The organism is Micromonospora sp. ATLC16 (genome assembly GCF_057196645.1).
Genome location: NZ_JBXUOW010000051.1, coordinates 22,554 through 39,169 on the forward strand (window position 1 = coordinate 22,554; position 16,616 = coordinate 39,169).

Here is a 16,616-nt window from a genome sequence, read left to right on the forward strand (position 1 = left end):
TGGCGGGCTCCCGGCCGCGAGACACGCGGCGGGCAGGACTCCCGCACCGGGAATCCTGCCCACCTCACCGGACTCCGCACCGGAGGCCGGTCGTCTGAGCCGTCAGCCGGCGCTCTTCGCCGCCGCCGGTTCCTCGGCGACCAACGGCACGGTCATGGTCAGCAGGGCACCGTCCCGCTGGACGGTGGTCGGTCGGGACAACCGGCGCAGCGTACGCATCATCGGCGCGTTGTCCGCCTGGACGTGCAGCACCATCGCGGCGTAGCCGGCCGACTCGGCCTGCCGGGTCAACCGACGCAGCAATGTCGAGCCCAGCCCACGGCGCTGCCAGTCGTCGCGTACCAGGATCGCCAACTCGGCCTCGTCGCCCTCGGCGAGCAGGTTCGCCATCGCGACGACCGACTCCGCCGCCCCGCCGGAGCCGGTCGTCGCGGCGACCAGGGTCAGCCCGCGGGCCGGCTCCAGGAGCCGACGTAGTCGGGCCGGGGAGGGCAGACCCGCACCCCCCAGATAGCGGCGCTGCCGGCTGCGCACCGAGCAGGCCTGATGCAACTCGACCACCGCCGTCAGGTCGTCCGCCACGGCGGGGCGCACGGTCAGCTCGGCACCGTCGGGCAGGACCACGGTGACCTGCTCGGTGCTGCGGCGGACGGCGGTGGCCCCCAGTTCGAGCAGCGCCTGGGCGCGGGCGTACTCGGCGGGGGTGAAGCTCGGCGCGGCCCGGCGCAGGGTGTACGACCCGCCGTTCGGATCGGCCAGCAGCATCGTCATGTCCTCGATGCCCGGACGGGTCAGGGCCGGCGCGGCCCGCCAGGTCACCTCGTCGGCACCGAGCAGGGCCCGCAGCACCTCGCCGGTCGCGTCCGGGTCGTGCACCAGCCGGGTCGCCAGCCCGAGTACCCGGGTCGGCTGGTCGGCGAGGCCACGCGCCTCACTGCGCGCCACCCAGCAGTCCCGCCCCCGGCCACGCTCGACCGCGGCGAGCAGTCCCGCCTCGTCGAGGGTGTCCGGCGCGTCGACGAGGAAGTCGTCGACGGCAGCGTGCTCGGTGGTGTGCACCTGCACGGAGAGGATGTTGACTCCACGCAACGCGAGGCTCGCCGTGAGCACCGACAGGTAACCCGGCCGGTCGTCCACGGTGGCTCGGATCCGCCACAGCGTCATCGTCGCCTCCCTTCGCGAGCCACCCTCGTCCGCGGCTGTTGCCGGTCGGTTGCCTCACCATGTCCAGCCGCGATCGGCCCTGCGGTCTGCGTCACACCCGCTCAGGGCTTGGCGCTGACCGGCGGAACGCCCACCAGGTCGAGCCGGTCGCCGAGGATCACGGCGCAGGCGCGGACCAGTTGGGCGAGCCGATCCACCTCGGTGGAGTGGAAGGCGGCCGGCTTGAGGGTTTCGCTGTGCTCGCGGGACACCACCAGCACCAGCCCGGCCCGCCCGAACGGTGCGACCGCGAAATGGTTGCCGTCGGGCGCGGTCATCGACCGGGCGCGCAGCGGGGTCACCTCCGGCAGCTTCGGCGGCACCGGGGTACGCCAACTGGCGTGCCCGACCGTCGCACCGCCACCTCCGGTACGCGATGCCCAGTCCACCGGCACCATCGCGGCGACGGACCAGTCGGCGGCGAGCAGCCCGGGCACCGCGTCGACCATGGTCGCCAGCCCGTCGGTCGGGTTGGCCGCGACCTGGGCCAGCAGCTCGGCGTCCTGGCCGGTGGTGGTGGGCGCGCCGATCGCCCGCCAGACACCGTCCACCCGCACGCCGGGGATCGCCGCCAGGCCGGCCAGTAACCGCTCCACCCGCCCGGCACCCGGCCACACCACCGTGAAATCGTCGACCGCCCGCCCGCCGAGACGTTCCAGCACGACCACCTGGACGATGTCCGCCCCGGACACGCCGAGGGTGCGCGCCACCTGACCGAGCGTGCCTGGACGGTCCGGCAGGGTGACCCGAACGCGCAGCAACATCTCAAACCCCTCCGCTCGGCGGGCCGGCACACTGGCCGGCAGGCTGGCATCAGCCTGCCAGTTGACCATTTCGTCCCTGTTGCGGCGGCATGTCCCGAAGGTCAAACCTGACCTTGACAACCCGTCGGAGCTGCCATGGACTGTCCGGATGACCGTACCGACCGCCGGCTCGCCCGCCGGTCTGGATCTGGACCGGCTCCGCAGCCACCTGGCGGCGCACCGCCCCGATCTGGCCGCCGGCCCGTTACGGGCCGAGCTGATCGCCGGCGGCCGGTCGAACCTGACCTACCTGGTGCACACCGGCGATCGGGAGATGGTGCTGCGCCGTCCCCCGCTCGGGCACGTGCTGGCCACCGCGCACGACATGACCCGGGAGTTCCGAGTCATCTCGGCGCTTGCCCCGACCGACGTCCCGGTGCCCGGCGCCCTGCTGCTCTGCCCCGAGCCGGAGGTGCTGGGAGCGCCGTTCTACCTGATGGAGCGGGTGCCGGGCGAGGTGTTCCGCAGCCGCTCCCGCACCGACCGGCTCACCGACGAGCAGCGACACGGACTGGCCATGACGATGATGGACACCCTGGCGGCGCTGCACACGGTCGAGCCGGCAGCGGTCGGCCTGGCCGATTTCGGCCGCCCGGAAGGGTTCCTGGCCCGGCAGGTCCGCCGCTGGTCGGGGCAGCTCGACCGATCCCGCAGCCGACCGCTGCCCGGCATCGACGAGCTGCGCGACCGGCTCGCCGGCACCGCGCCGGAGGGTGCCAACGCCGGTCGGATCGTGCACGGGGACTTTCGGCTGGACAACCTGCTCGCCACCGTCGACCCGGTCACGGTGACGGCGGTGCTGGACTGGGAGATGGCCACCCTCGGCGATCCCCTGGCGGACCTGGGGCTGCTGCTGACGTACTGGGACGTGCTCGGCGGCAGCGCGGCTTCCGCCGGTAACCCGGTCGCCGACGGCCTCGGCCCGCGCGCCGGCTTCCCCAACGGCGACGAGCTGATCGCCCGGTACGCCGGCCGCAGCGACGTCGACGTCGGTCCCCTGCACTGGCACATCGCGCTGGGCTGCTTCAAACTCGCCGTCATCTGCGAGGGCATCCACTACCGGCACACCCTCGGCCAGACGCTCGGCGAAGGCTTCGACACCATCGGCGGCCTCGTTGCCCCGCTGGTTGCACACGGACTGACCGCGGTGAGGGAGACCTGATGGACTTCGCGTACGACGCCCGGACCGAGCAGCTGCGCACGGAGCTGGCCGAGTTCCTGGAGCAGCACGTGTACCCGGCCGAGCCGGTGCACGCCGCCCAGGTGGTCGCCGCCGGTGACCCGTGGGCCCGCCCGCCGGTGCTGGCGGAACTGAAGGCCGAGGCGCGTCGACGCGGACTGTGGAACCTCTTCCTGCCCGATCCGCGCCACGGCGCCGGGCTGACCAACCTCCAGTACGCTCCGCTGGCCGAGCTGACCGGCCGCAGCCCACACCTCGCCGCGGAGGCGCTCAACTGCGCCGCACCGGACACCGGCAACATGGAGCTGCTCGCCGAATTCGGCTCCCCCGCCCAACAGGAGCGCTGGCTCACCCCGCTGCTGGCCGGTGAGATCCGCTCCGCCTTCTGCATGACCGAGCCCGACGTGGCCTCTTCCGACGCGACGAACATCGCCACCTCGATCCGCCGCGACGGTGACCACTACGTCATCGACGGCCGTAAGTGGTGGTCCTCCGGCGCGATGGACCCGGCCTGCGAGATCTTCATCGTGATGGGCAAGACCGACCCGGACGCCGACCGGCACCGCCAGCAGAGCATGATCCTGGTCCCCCGTGACACCCCCGGGGTCACCGTCCGCCGGGGCATGCGCGTCTTCGGCTACAGCGACGCCTCGCACGGCGGGCACGCCGAGATCGACTTCGACGGCGTACGGGTGCCAGCGGAAAATCTGGTGGGTGCCGAGGGCACCGGCTTCGCCATCGCCCAGGCCCGGCTCGGCCCCGGCCGGATCCACCACTGCATGCGCCTGATCGGGATGGCCGAGCGGGCGCTGGAACTGCTCTGCCGCCGAGCCGTCGAGCGGGTCGCCTTCGGCCGCCCGCTCGCCGAGCAGGGCGTGGTACGCGAGTGGATCGCCGAGGCCCGGGTCCGCATCGAACAGGCCCGGCTGCTCGTCCTCAAGACGGCCTGGCTGATGGACACCGTCGACAACAAGGGTGCCCACACCGAGATCCAGGCCATCAAGATCGCCACGCCGGCGATGGCCGAGTGGGTCATCGACAAGGCCATCCAGGCGTACGGCGCGGCCGGAGTCAGCCAGGACACTCCCCTCGCGGCGCTCTGGGCCCAGGCCCGCACGCTGCGCCTCGCTGACGGCCCCGACGAGGTGCACCGCAACAGCCTCGCCAAGCGCGAGCTACGCCGCTGGACCGCCCCCGCCTGAGCGCCGCCACACCGCCCGCAAGGCTCGGGGTGGCGCGTGGCTCAGGCAGTGGCGCGCTCGACGAACTGGGTGTCCAGGACGACGTGTGGAGTGGCGAACTCGTCGCCGCGGATCCGGTCGGCCAACAGCCGCGCCATCTGCCGGCCCATCTCCTCCACCGGCTGGAACACCGACGTCAGTGGCGGGTTGGCCTGCCGGGCGATCGGCTCGTCGCCGAAGCCGACCACGGCCACGTCCTGCGGCACCCGGCGGCCGGCCTCCCGCAGCGTCCGCATGGCGCCGAAGGCCATCAGGTCGGCGGCAACGAACACGGCGTCCAGGTCGGGGCAACGCTCCAGCAGCCCCCGCATGGCCGTCGCCCCGCTCTCCTCGCTGAAGTCGCCGTACGCGATCAAATCGGGGTTGACGCCGAACCCGGCGGTGCGGACCGCGTCCCGATAGCCGGACAACCGGGCCAGGCCGGCGCCCATGTCCTGCGGACCGGCGATGGTGGCGATCCGCCGCCGTCCCCGGCCGGCGAGGTACTCGACGGCCTGGCGTGCCCCGCCGGCGTTGTTGACGTCGACGAACGAGGCCGGCTGCGCCTCGGGGTGCAGCATCCGCGCGGGCCGCCCGCCGAGCACGGTGGGCAGGCCACGCTCCTCCAGCAGGGTGGGCAGCGGATCGTCGTCGTGCAGCGACAGCAGCAGTACGCCGTCGATGTGCTGGTTGGTCAGGTGGTGCTCGACCCGCTCCCGCTCCAGCGGTGATTGGGCCATGGCCAGCCAGAGCTGCAACGGCGTCTCCAGCAGGGCGGAGCTGATCCCCCGGACGATGCCGGCGAAGAACGGCTCGGCGAAGATCCGCTCGCCGGACTCGCTGACCACCAGGGCCACCGAGTCGGTCCGCTGGGTGACCAGCGCCCGAGCCGCGCGGTTGGGTACGTACCCCAGTTCGGCAATGGCCTGCTGCACGGCGGCCCGGGCCTCCGGACTCACCTGCGGGGAGCCGTTGACCACGCGGGAGACCGTGCCACGGCCAACTCCGGCGCGGGCGGCGACCGCGTCGAGCGTCGGCCGCCCGAGCGACCGGGTGCGCTGCGTTGTCATCGTCTGCTCCTCCGACGTCAGGCGGACCCGGCACCTCATCAGCGCTGGTGCCGGGCCGCCCGTTACTGGCTGGCCATCGCCTATTGTGCGGCCAGACCGTTGCGTCGGATCACCTCCGCGTACCACCTGGCACTGGACTTGGGGATGCGGGTCTGCTTGTCGTAGTCGACGTAGATCATGCCGAACCGCTTCGTGTAGCCCCAGGCCCACTCGAAATTATCCATCAGCGACCAGGCGAAGTATCCCCGCAGGGGGACGCCCGCGCTGATCGCCTCGTGCGAGGCGCGCAGGTGGGCGTCGAAGTAGGCCAGCCGATCGGTGTCGTTGACCTGCCCGTCGACGACCTCGTCGACGAAGGCCGAGCCGTTCTCGGTCACGTAGAGCGGAAGGTCCGTGTACTCTTCGTGCACGCGACGCAGCGTCTCCACCAGACCGGGAGCGTCGATCTCCCAGTTCATGTCGGTCACCGGGACTCCCCGGGTGACGAACCGGACGTCCGCGCTGCCCGGCCAGCAGGCCTGGTCCCGCCAGTAGGCCTCCGGCTGCTCGCCGGGGATCGGCGCGGCCACCACGTGCCGGCTGTAGTAGTTGACGCCCACCACGTCCAACGGGGTGGAGATGGTGGCCAGGTCGCCGTCGTGAACGTGGTTGAAGTCCGTCACCTTCGCCAGGTCGGCCACCAGGTCGTCGGGGTACGCGCCGCGCAGGATCGGATCGAGGAAGAACCGGTTGGCCAGGGCGTCGATCCGCCGGGCCGCGTCGACATCGCCCGGCGCGTCGCTGGCCGGAGTGACCGGGTACAGGTTGACGGTCACCCCGAGTTGCGCCTGCGGCACCGCCGTACGCAGCGCCTGCACGGCGAGCCCGTGCCCGAGCATCAGGTGGTGTCCGGCCCGGACCGCGTCGGCCCCGTCGGAGCGGCCCGGGGCGTGCACCCCGGAGCCGTACCCGAGGAAGGCCGAGCACCAGGGCTCGTTGAGCGTCGTCCAGTACTTCACCCGGTCGCCCAGCGCGTCGGCCACCAACAGGGAGTAGTCGGCGAACCGGGCGGCGGTGTCCCGGGCCGGCCAGCCGCCGGCATCCTCCAACTCCTGCGGCAGATCCCAGTGGTAGAGGGTGAGCCAGGGCTCGATCCCGTTGGCCAACAGCTCGTCGACCAGGCGCTGGTAGAAGTCGAGCCCTTCGGCGTTCGCCGGACCCGACCCGCCCGGCTGCACCCGGGGCCAGGACACCGAGAACCGGTAGGACTGCAACCCCAGCTCGGCCATCAGCCGGACGTCGTCGCCGAGCCGGTGGTAGTGGTCGCAGGCGACGTCGCCGGTGTGCCCGGCGACCGTCCGGCCCTCGGTGTGGCTGAAGGTGTCCCAGATCGATGCGGTCCGGCCGCCCTCGTTCGCCGCGCCCTCGATCTGGTACGCGGCAGTCGCCGCTCCCCAGAGGAAGCCGGGCGGGAAGGTCAGCGGCGAACGCTCGTCGAGGACGCCGACGGCGGGCGGGTTGGCGGGGTTGCTCACGACTTGACTGCACCTTCCATGATGCCGCCGATGATCTGGCGGCCGAAGAGGAGAAAGACGAGCACCAGCGGGATGGTGCCGACCGCCGTGGCGGCGAAGACCTGGGAGTAGTCCGTGTAGTAGGCGTACGAGAGGAAGGAGAGCGAGACCTGCAGGGTCGGGTTCTCCGGGGTGAGGATCGCATACGGCCAGAGGAAGGAGTTCCAGGTCTCCATGAAGGTGAGCAGACCGAGCACGCCGGCCGCTGGGCGCAGCGCGGGCAGCACGATGTTCCAGTAGATCCGGAAGGTACTGGCACCGTCGACGCGGCCGGCCTCGATCAGCTCGTCGGAGATCGCCTGGCTGGCGTACTGCCGCATCATGAAGACGCCGAAGGCGCTCACCAGGAACGGCACGGTCACCGCGTAGAGGGTGTCGTACCACCCCAGCGACTGCATCATGCCCCAGAGTGGGATGAGGCCCATCTGGGTCGGGATCATCATGGTGACGATGATCGCCAGCAGCAGCACGTTACGACCGCGGAAGCGCAGCTTCGCGAAGGCGAAGCCGGCCAGGGAGCCGGTGAGCACCACCGACACGGTGACCACCGAGGAGACGATGATCGAGTTCATCAGGCCCTTGAGGAAGTTGGCCGCGTCGTTGTCGAGCACCCGCCCGAAGTTGTCGCCGAACGCGCCCGCCGGGGTCATCGGCGGTGGCACGTCGTTGATCGACTCCAGGCTGCGGGTGCCGATCACGATCATGTAGTAGAAGGGGTAGATAGACAGTAGCGCCGCCAGGACGAGCGCCATGTAGGTGAGTGGACTGGTGCGCCACAGGCGCTTCGAGGCCGAGGTCATCGATCTCTCCTCACTTGGCCGCGCGGCGGACGAGTACGAAGTTGATCAGCGACACGAAGACGATGATCATGAAGATGGCCCAGGCGACCGCTGCTCCGTAACCTGCGGTGCTCAGGTTGTAGATGCCCTTCTCGTACATGTACATGGCCAGCGTCTGGTACTCCCGCTGGTTGCCGCCGATGATGCTGCCGTTGCCGAAGAGCAGCGGCTCGGTGAACAGCTGCATGCCACCGATCGTGGAGAGGATGACCACGAAGATGAAGGTGGGCTTGAGCATCGGCAGGGTGATCTGCCAGAACTGCCGCCACGGGCTGGCCCCGTCGATGGCCGCCGCCTCGTACAGATCCTTCGGGATGGCCTGCATGCCGGCGAGCAGGATCAGGGTGTTGTAGCCGGTCCACCGCCAGTTGACCATCGTGGCGACCGCCGTCCAGGAACTCCACTCCTGCGTACGCCAGTCGATCGGGTCCACCCCGACGAGCCCGAGCAACCAGTTGAACAGGCCGAAGTCGCGTTGGAACAGCATGCCGAAGACGATCGCGACGGCGGCCACCGACACCACGTTCGGCACGAAGATGGCCATCCGGAAGAAGGTCTTGGCACGCAGCAGGGTCTGGTTGAGCAGGTTCGCCAGGAACAGCGCCATCAGCAGCTGCGGGATGGTCGACAGGGCGAAGATGCCGAACGTGTTGACCAGCGCGTTCCAGAAGTAGTCGTCGGAGATCAGCTCGGTGTAGTTGTCGAACCCGATGAACGTGTGCTCGCCGACCATGTCCCAGTCGTGCAGGGACATCCAGGCGGTGCGCAACATCGGGTACAGCCCGAAGGCTCCGAAGATCAGGAAGAACGGCGCGATGTAGAGGTACGGGGAGTACTTGAGATCCAGGCGGTTCAAGAGATAGCCCCGCCGGCGTCGGGCGGGGACGTCGGGAGGTGGTGCTGCTGGCGACGGCGGCGCCGTCGTGGCCGACAGGCTCATGACGACACTCCGCTGCGCTCCGTGCCGCCACGAGGCACCACGGCACTGAGGTGATGATTCGCTCGCTTACGCTCGCTCATTCGAGTTTCCTTTTCCAGCGAGGCCCGGGGGCCCTCGCGCAGGATGCTGCGCGGTGGGGACCGACCGGTGGCGTTCGGGTAGTCCCGAACGCCACCGGAAGGGAATCACTCAGAAGGCGCCCTGGGTCTGGGCGTCCTTGGTGAACTGCTCCCAGGCCGCATCCTTGCTGGCCTGCCCGTTCTCGAACGCCCGCATCGCCGGCTCGAACGCGTTCTCCTTGACCGCCTGGTGCTTCGGGCCGAGGTGGATCGGCTCGATCTGGGCGACGCTCTCGCCGAAGATCTTGCCGGTCGGCGCGTTGCTGAAGTACTCGTTGGTGTAGCTGAGGAAGGCCTCGTCCTTCAGCGCCTCCAGGTTGGTGGGCAGCGGGCCCTTGGCCTTGAAGGCCTCCACCTGGCTGGTGGCGTTGGTCAGGAACTCGGCGAGCTTCGCCGCCTCCTCCGGGTACTTGCTCTGCTCCGGCACGGCCAGCCACGAGCCGCCCCAGTTACCGCCGCCGCCCGGCACGGCCGCCACGTCCCACTTGCCCTTGTTCTCCTCACCGGCGTTGTCCGCGACGATGCCGAGCATCCAGGACGGGCAGAAGGTGGCCGCGAAGGTGCCCTGCTTGAAGCCGCCGGACCACTCGGGCGACCAGGTGGACGCCTTGGCGGAGATGTCCACCATCGAGGTGGCGGTATCCCAGGCAGCCTTCACCGCGGGGCTGGAGTCCGCGATGATGTTGTTCTCCTTGTCGTAGAACAGGTCGCTGCCCTGCTGGAACAGCACGCCGTTGGAAACGGCGGTGATCGAGTCGATGAACGCCTTGCCGGTGGCCTGCTTGTACTTCTGGCCAGCCTGGTGGAAGCCGTTCCAGTCCGGCCAGAGCGCGGAGACCGCGTCCCGCTCGGCGGGCAGGCCGGCGGCCTCGAACAGGTCCTTGCGGTAGCAGACCGCGAGGCTGCCGACGTCGGTCGGCAGGCCGATCAGCCGACCGTCCGGCGCCTTGCCCAGCTCCCACTTCCAGGGCAGGTAGTCGTCGGCGATCTCGGACGACACCAGCGGAGTCAGGTCGGCCCAGTTGCGCGGGTTGGCCTTGAACTCGTTGAGGATGCCCTCTTCCAGGGCGGTCACGTCGGCCGCGCCCTTGCCGGTGGCGAGGTAACGGACCAGCTTCGGCCGGTACTCGGCGAGCTGTGCGGTCTTGCGCAGCTCGATCTTGATGCCGGTCTGCTCCTCGTACTGCTTGACGAGCTCGTCGTAGCCGAACTCGCCGAACGTGTCGACGACCAGCTTCGCGGGCTTCTCGCCCTCGGCCGGCGTGTCGTCGTCATTGCCACAGGCCGCGAGACCGCCGACAGCGGTGATCGCGGCCAGGGTGGCTGCCGCCATGCGGGAACGCCGCGTGGTGAGGCTCATCCTGACCCCTCTTTCGATGGTGAGGCTGCATTTGTCTCTGGTGGGGGGTGCCGCAGCGCCTGCCGGCACCGGCTGCGTCAGCCGGCGTCGACGTCCAAAGGCGCACCATGTGATCCACGCCTCCTGGGAACGCTCCCATGAGATTGCCGGCAGGTGTCAGGAGTGTCAATAGTCCGGTGGGAGCGATCCCAGATCGTTACCACGCAGCTCGTTTGACCCGGCGGACAATCGGGAAGGACGGTTGGGTTCCCGGCCCGGAAGCGGCGGTCAGCAGAGGCGACGCAGCAGGGTGTCGACCCGGCCGGCGTCGAAGGCCGCCGGGTCGAAACCGGCACCCACCCAGTCCCGCATCGTCTGATGCTCCGGATGGCCCGGCTCGGCCAACGCGGCGAGCAGCACCAGGTAGCCCTGCGGCCCGCCGACGTCCTCCGGTGGGCAGGCCCGCTCCCCGTCGAGGCAGCGCGGATAGCGCTCGTCCGCCTCGGCGGTCAAGGCGTCCTCGACCAGCAGGTCGTGCTCCCACCAGTCGCCGAAGTCGTACGTGTAGTGGAACCGGCTGCCCTTGCCGAGCACCGCGTCCAACCGGACGTCCAGCTCGTCGTGCAGGGACAGCTCGCCGTCCGAGTCGGGTTCGCCGTACTGCACGCCGTCGATCTCGAACGAGTGCAGGTGGCAGTCGCGCCAGCCCATCGCGTGCTGCACCACACGGTGCAGCCGGTCCAGGGTGTAGCCGCCGGGCACCAGCACCCGACGCCAGATCGCCGGGCGAACCCCGGCCAGGGACATCCTCAGCTGGAGAATCTGACGCGGCATGGGTGTCCCATCCTTCCACGGCATAGGCTGCGAGCATGATCTGCCGAGCGTGCCGGGCGCGACGGCACGACGACTGCCCGGGCCGGAACTGGTGCGACTGCCAGCACCGTACCTCCCGACCGACCCCTCCCGTCACCGGTCCGGCCGGCGAATGAGCGACGGAGCACCAATTTCCGTCCTCTGGCCGGACCCGTCCCCGAAGCCGGTGGACGACGACGCGCTCATCGCCCGGTACGGCCGCGTCGAGCAGCCGCACCTGCGGATGAACTTCGTGGCCAGCGTCGACGGCGCGGTCAGCCTCGACGGCTACTCGGCCGGGCTGTCCGGTGCCGCCGACAAGCGGGTCTTCGGACTGCTCCGGATGCTCTGCGACGCGTTGCTGGTGGCCGCCGGCACACTGCGCCACGAGGGATACCGGGCGATCCGGCTCGACGAGCGACGGCGGGCCTGGCGGCGCGCGCGCGGACTGGCCGAGTACCCGACCCTGGTGGTGGTCTCCGGCACCCTGAACCTCGACCCGACCCAGGCCGCCTTCGCCGACGCACCCGTGCGCCCCGTGGTGCTGACCCGCCGGGACGCGCCCGCACCGTCCGGCCTGACCGCCGTTGCCGACCTGGTACGCCACGGTGAGGATCGGGTCGACCTGGTCGCCGGGCTGGCCGACCTGCGTCGTCGTGGGCTCGGTCAACTGCTCTGCGAGGGCGGGCCGCACCTGTTCGGCGCCCTCACCGCCGTCGACCTGGTCGACGAGGTGTGCCTCTCCGTCGCGCCGCTGCTAGCCGGGGCCGGGCCCGGCCGGATCACCGCCGGTGACCCGAGTCCCGCCCGGCGCCTGCCGCTACGGCACGTGCTGCGCGCCGAGGACGGCACCCTGCTGCTCCGGCACGCCCGGCACTGACGGGTGATTCCGCGCCCTCCGAGGTGAACGGGCCGGTCGTCGGCGGGCGTGGCCCGGCGGTTCGGCAGCTCACGGATAGCCAGCCCAGGGCTTTGTCGCACGGAGCCCGGGCACCCACCGTCAGCGTCCGATCGCGGTGCGCGTTCGGCGCGATGTCGTTACGTGGCCTGCGCCGCGTCGCGTGGCGACCTGTCGTACTCCTCCGGCAGGATGCAGGGCGTGTGTGCCGACCGCGACGACCAACCGAGCGGAGTTGCCCGATGACCGACCAGGGGTTCGACGGCCCGGGCGAAGGGGTGGGCCGGGTGCTGGGCACCGCCGACGCCACTCCCCTGCAGTTCTGGACGGCGGTCGCCCCGGGCAGCTATCTCCAGCTCGACGACGTGGTGGTCACCCGGCGGGAATTGCCCGACCGGGAGCCGGTGACCATCGCCGGAGTGGTCACCCAGGTCCGGGCGCGGCACGAAGGCGCGCAGTTCGACTCCGACGTCTTCGCCATCGCCGACGGCACGCTGCCGGCGATGGTGCAGGAGGCCGCCGAGATCACCACCACCCGGGTCGATCCCGAGTTCTACGTGCCGCCGCAGCCGGGTGCCGTGGTGCACCGGGCCGAGGGCGACGCCCGCGCCCGGGCGCTGCACTTCGACCGAATGGAACGGCGCATCCCGATGGGCACCGGCCGGGACGGCGTCCCGGTCTATCTGAACGCCGACTTCCTCGACGGCAGCCGGGGCGCGCACGTATCGATCTCCGGCATCTCCGGCGTGGCCACCAAGACCAGCTTCGCCACCTTTCTCCTCTACTCGGTGTTCCGCTCCGGGCAGCTCGGCGGAGACGCGGTCAACGCCAAGGCGCTGATCTTCAACGTCAAGGGCGAGGACCTGCTCTTCCTCGACCATCCGAACGCCCGGCTCGACGATCCGACCCGGGCCGCGTACGCCCGGCTCGGCCTGGCCGCGGACGCCTTCCCCGACGTACGGGTCTACGCGCCGCCCCGGGTCGGCGACTCCTCCGGCACGCCGGACGTGAGCAGTCGGCTCACCGGCGTGGACAGCTTCTACTGGACGCTCACCGAGTTCTGTGCCGACCGCCTCCTGCCGTACGTCTTCGCCGACGCCGACGACGAACGTCAGCAGTACACGATGGTGGTCCACTCCGTCGCCGCCCACCTGGCCCGGTACGCCCAGCCTGCCGACGGTGGCGTCAGCATCGACGGCGTCCGGCTGGGCAGCTACGGCGATCTGGTCGACCATGTCGTCGAGCAGCTCAGCGACGACGAGACGCGCGGCGACTGGGCGGGCAGCGCGGTGGGCCTGGGCACGGTGAACGCGTTCGCCCGCCGGCTGATCGGCAGCAAGAAGGACCTGTCCCGGCTGATCCGTGGCGACCTGGCCACCCGCCGCCCGCACAGCATCAACACCGCCGAGAGCGCCCAGGTCACCGTCGTGGACCTGCACAACCTGCCGGACCGGGCGCAACGTTTCGTGGTCGGTGTGACGCTCAAGAGCGAGTTCGAGCGTAAGGAGAAGGCCGGCACCGCCAAGCCGCTGCTGTTCGTGGTGCTCGACGAGCTGAACAAGTACGCACCCCGGGAGGGCTCGTCTCCGATCAAGGAGGTGCTGCTCGACATCGCCGAGCGGGGCCGCTCGCTCGGGGTGATCCTGATCGGCGCGCAGCAGACCGCCAGCGAGGTGGAGCGGCGAATCGTCACCAACTCGGCCATCCGGGTGGTGGGCCGGCTGGATCCGGCCGAGGCGTCCCGCCCGGAGTACGGTTTCCTCCCGCCCGCCCAGCGGCAACGCGCGCTGCTGGCCAAGCCGGGCACGATGTTCGTCAACCAGCCGGACATCCCGGTGCCGCTCTGTCTGGAGTTCCCGTTCCCCGCCTGGGCGACGCGGGTGTCCGAGGCCGGGGCCGCGCCGGCACAGACCCTGCGCTCGATCACCCAGTCCGCCGACCCGTTCGCGGTCGTCGGGTCCGGCGGCGGCGCCGACGACGACATCCCGTTCTAGCGCAGAGGCTTGGTCAATGAAGATCCTGCACACCTCCGACTGGCACGTGGGCAAGGTCCTCAAGGGGCAGTCGCGGGCCGAGGAGCACAAGCAGGTGCTGGCCGGGGTCGTCGAGATCGCCCGGCGGGAACGGCCCGACCTGGTCGTCATCGCCGGTGACCTCTACGACACGGCGGCACCGACCCCGGAGGCGACCCGGCTGGTCACCCGGGCGTTGACCGCGCTGCGCCGCACCGGCGCGGACGTGGTGGCGATCGGCGGCAACCACGACAACGGTCCGGCCCTGGACGCGCTGCGCCCGTGGGCCGAGGCCGCCGGCATCACCCTGCGCGGCGGCGTACGTGAGGATCCGGCCGAACACGTCATCGACGGCAGCACCGCCGGCGGGGAACGCTGGCGGCTGGCCGCGCTGCCGTTCCTGTCCCAGCGGTACGCGGTCCGCGCGGTGGAGATGTACGAGTTGACCGCCGCCGAGACCACCCAGACGTACGCCGACCATCTGGGCCGCATCCTCGCCCGGCTGACCGAGGGTTTCGACGAGCCGGACCGGGTGCACCTGGTCACCGCCCACCTCACGGTGGTCGGCGCGGCCACCGGCGGCGGGGAACGGGACGCGCACACCATCATGGGTTACGCGGTGCCCGCCTCGGTCTTTCCCGGTACCGCGCACTACGTGGCGCTCGGGCACCTGCACCGCGCCCAGCGGGTGCAGGGGCCGTGCCCGATCCGCTACAGCGGCGCCCCGCTCGCCGTCGACTTCGGCGAGCAGGAGAACGTCCCGGCGGTGACCCTGGTCGAGGTCACCGCGACCACGGCGGCGCGGATCCGCGAGGAACCGGTCACCGCGGCGACCGCGCTGCGCACCGTACGCGGCACCCTCGCCCAGCTCGCCGAGATCACTGCGCCGGAGGGTTGGCTGCGGGTGTACGTGCGCGAGCAGCCCCGCGCCGGCCTGCGGGAGGAGGTGCAGCAACTGCTGCCCCGGGCCCTGGAGATCCGGATCGACCCGGAGCTGGTGCCGGCGCCCGGCACCGGCACCCGGGTGGCCCAACGGTCCGGCCGCTCGCCCCGGCAGTTGTTCGCCGACTACCTGGACAGCCGGGGGCATGCCGACGAGGGCGTCCGGGAACTCTTCGACGAACTGCTCGAGGAGGTCGATCACTGATGCGGCCGATGCGGCTGGACCTGGCCGGTTTCACCGTCTTCCGCGACGACACCACAATCGACTTCACCGACGCGGACTTCTTCGCCCTGGTCGGGCCGACCGGTTCGGGCAAGTCGACGGTGCTCGACGCGATCTGCTTCGCGCTGTACGGCACGGTGCCCCGGTGGGGCGGCACGCGGGGGCTTGGCAACGCGCTCGCTCCGTCGGCCACCGAGGCGCGGGTCCGACTGGTCTTCGAGTCCGGCGGCGCCCGCTACGTCGCCACCCGGGTGGTGCGTCGGGACAGCCGGGGCAACGTCAAGACCGCCGGTGCCGGGTTGCAGCTGATGCCGGAGGGGTTCGACGCCACCAAGCTGGACACCGGGCTCAGTCCGGAGGATCTCGGTGAGGTGGTCGCCGGCACCCCGGCGGAGATGGACGCCGCCGTGCTGGCGGCGGTCGGTCTGCCGTACGAGCAGTTCACCAGCTGCGTGGTGCTGCCGCAGGGCCAGTTCGCCGACTTCCTGCACGCCCGCCCGGCCACCCGGCAGCAGATCCTGGTCAACCTGCTCGGCCTCGGCGTGTACGAGCAGGTGCAGCAGCGGGCCACGACCCGGGCCGGGCAGGCGGAGGCGAAGCTGGAGGCGGTCGATCAGCTGCTCGCCGGGCTGACCGACGTCGACGACGACACGCTGGCACGGGCCACCGGTCAGGTCGAGCGGATGCGGGAGCTGGCCGGGTCGGTGACCGCGGCCGTACCGGAACTGGAAGCGGCGCGTACGACGGTGCGGGAGGCCACCGCGGCCCTGACCACGCTCGACTCCGAGCTGGCCGCGTTGGACGAGCTCCGGGCGCCGGACGGGGTGGCCGAGGTGGCTCGGGCGGTTACCGCGACGCGGGCCGAGTCCGACGCGGCGGCGGCTGCGGTGTCGCTGGCCGAGGAGCGCGAGGAGAAGCTGCGCGGCGAGTTGACCGCCGAGGGCGACGAGAGTGCCCTGCGGATGCTGCTGCGGGCGTACGCCGACCGGGAGCAGTTGTCCGCTCAGGCAGAGCAGGTCCGGGCCGCAGCGGAGGCCGCCGGCGTCGAGCACGACGCGGCGGTGCAGGCACTGACCGGGGCGCAGGCAGCGGCCGAGCGTGCCGAGGCGGAGCTGGCGGCGGCGTTCCAGGCGCACGAGGAGGCGAAGACCGCCGATCAGGCGACGGCGTTGCGGGTCCACCTGACCGACGGCGACGCCTGCCCGGTCTGCGAGCAGACGGTGGCCCGGGTGCCGGCGATTCCGGCAGGCTCGGCCGTGGCGAGGGCGGTGGCGGCCGGCAAGGCGGCCCGGGCGGCGAGCGAGGCCGCCAGGAAGGCCGTCGCCGAGCGCGACGCTGCCGCGCGGGACCTGGAGCGGGTGCTGCTGCGCGCCCGTACCGAACATGACGGGCTGCGGGCTCGGCTTGCCGAGCTGGACGAGCG

General features: G+C 71.2%; 14 protein-coding genes. 6 read left to right on the forward strand and 8 right to left on the reverse strand.

Annotated elements, in window-relative coordinates; genetic code table 11:
- Positions 1–102: 102 nt before the first annotated feature.
- Positions 103–1,164 (reverse strand): GNAT family N-acetyltransferase, encoded by a 1,062-nt coding sequence (locus tag AC2CHE_RS19835; RefSeq protein ID WP_484506382.1) that lies wholly within the window; start codon positions 1,162–1,164, stop codon positions 103–105.
- A 101-nt stretch (positions 1,165–1,265) separates the two neighbouring features.
- On the reverse strand, positions 1,266–1,967 hold the full coding sequence (locus AC2CHE_RS19840) for an ACT domain-containing protein (RefSeq protein WP_484506383.1): 702 nt from the start codon (positions 1,965–1,967) through the stop codon (positions 1,266–1,268).
- A 148-nt stretch (positions 1,968–2,115) separates the two neighbouring features.
- Between AC2CHE_RS19840 and AC2CHE_RS19845 the strand changes: the two genes are divergently transcribed.
- Both AC2CHE_RS19845 and AC2CHE_RS19850 read left to right on the forward strand, forming a co-directional pair.
- Positions 2,116–3,168, forward strand: coding sequence for a phosphotransferase family protein (locus tag AC2CHE_RS19845; RefSeq protein WP_484506384.1), 1,053 nt, complete (start codon positions 2,116–2,118; stop codon positions 3,166–3,168).
- On the forward strand, positions 3,168–4,388 hold the full coding sequence (locus AC2CHE_RS19850) for an acyl-CoA dehydrogenase family protein (protein WP_484506385.1): 1,221 nt from the start codon (positions 3,168–3,170) through the stop codon (positions 4,386–4,388). Before AC2CHE_RS19845 ends, AC2CHE_RS19850 begins: the two co-directional genes overlap by 1 nt.
- A 41-nt stretch (positions 4,389–4,429) precedes the next feature.
- On the opposite strand, the gene AC2CHE_RS19855 is transcribed toward AC2CHE_RS19850, so the two are convergent.
- The 6 genes from AC2CHE_RS19855 to AC2CHE_RS19880 form a co-directional block, all read right to left on the reverse strand.
- Positions 4,430–5,476: a LacI family DNA-binding transcriptional regulator gene (locus AC2CHE_RS19855; protein ID WP_484506386.1), complete on the reverse strand. Its 1,047-nt coding sequence runs from the start codon at positions 5,474–5,476 to the stop codon at positions 4,430–4,432.
- 80 nt (positions 5,477–5,556) lie between these two features.
- On the reverse strand, positions 5,557–6,990 hold the full coding sequence (locus tag AC2CHE_RS19860; protein ID WP_484506387.1) for a GH1 family beta-glucosidase: 1,434 nt from the start codon (positions 6,988–6,990) through the stop codon (positions 5,557–5,559).
- A complete protein-coding gene (locus AC2CHE_RS19865) occupies positions 6,987–7,829 on the reverse strand; it encodes a carbohydrate ABC transporter permease (RefSeq protein WP_484506388.1) in 843 nt (280 codons plus the stop codon). Before AC2CHE_RS19865 ends, AC2CHE_RS19860 begins: the two co-directional genes overlap by 4 nt.
- 10 nt (positions 7,830–7,839) lie before the next feature.
- Complete coding sequence (locus tag AC2CHE_RS19870; protein WP_484506389.1) at positions 7,840–8,808, reverse strand: carbohydrate ABC transporter permease; 969 nt, start codon at positions 8,806–8,808, stop codon at positions 7,840–7,842.
- 189 nt (positions 8,809–8,997) lie between these two features.
- On the reverse strand, positions 8,998–10,287 hold the full coding sequence (locus AC2CHE_RS19875; protein WP_484506390.1) for an ABC transporter substrate-binding protein: 1,290 nt from the start codon (positions 10,285–10,287) through the stop codon (positions 8,998–9,000).
- A gap of 267 nt (positions 10,288–10,554) precedes the next feature.
- Complete coding sequence (locus AC2CHE_RS19880; RefSeq protein ID WP_484506391.1) at positions 10,555–11,100, reverse strand: plasmid pRiA4b ORF-3 family protein; 546 nt, start codon at positions 11,098–11,100, stop codon at positions 10,555–10,557.
- Positions 11,101–11,251: 151 nt separating this feature from the next.
- Between AC2CHE_RS19880 and AC2CHE_RS19885 the strand changes: the two genes are divergently transcribed.
- From AC2CHE_RS19885 to AC2CHE_RS19900, 4 genes are all read left to right on the forward strand, one after another.
- Positions 11,252–11,998: a pyrimidine reductase family protein gene (locus tag AC2CHE_RS19885; protein ID WP_484506392.1), complete on the forward strand. Its 747-nt coding sequence runs from the start codon at positions 11,252–11,254 to the stop codon at positions 11,996–11,998.
- Positions 11,999–12,258: 260 nt separating this feature from the next.
- Positions 12,259–14,010 (forward strand): ATP-binding protein, encoded by a 1,752-nt coding sequence (locus AC2CHE_RS19890; RefSeq protein ID WP_484506393.1) that lies wholly within the window; start codon positions 12,259–12,261, stop codon positions 14,008–14,010.
- A 16-nt stretch (positions 14,011–14,026) separates the two neighbouring features.
- Positions 14,027–15,175: an exonuclease SbcCD subunit D gene (locus AC2CHE_RS19895; RefSeq protein ID WP_484506394.1), complete on the forward strand. Its 1,149-nt coding sequence runs from the start codon at positions 14,027–14,029 to the stop codon at positions 15,173–15,175.
- Positions 15,175–16,616, forward strand: a 1,442-nt coding sequence (locus AC2CHE_RS19900; protein ID WP_484506395.1) for an AAA family ATPase, incomplete at its 3' end; no start/stop codon positions are given. The genes AC2CHE_RS19895 and AC2CHE_RS19900, both read left to right, overlap by 1 nt.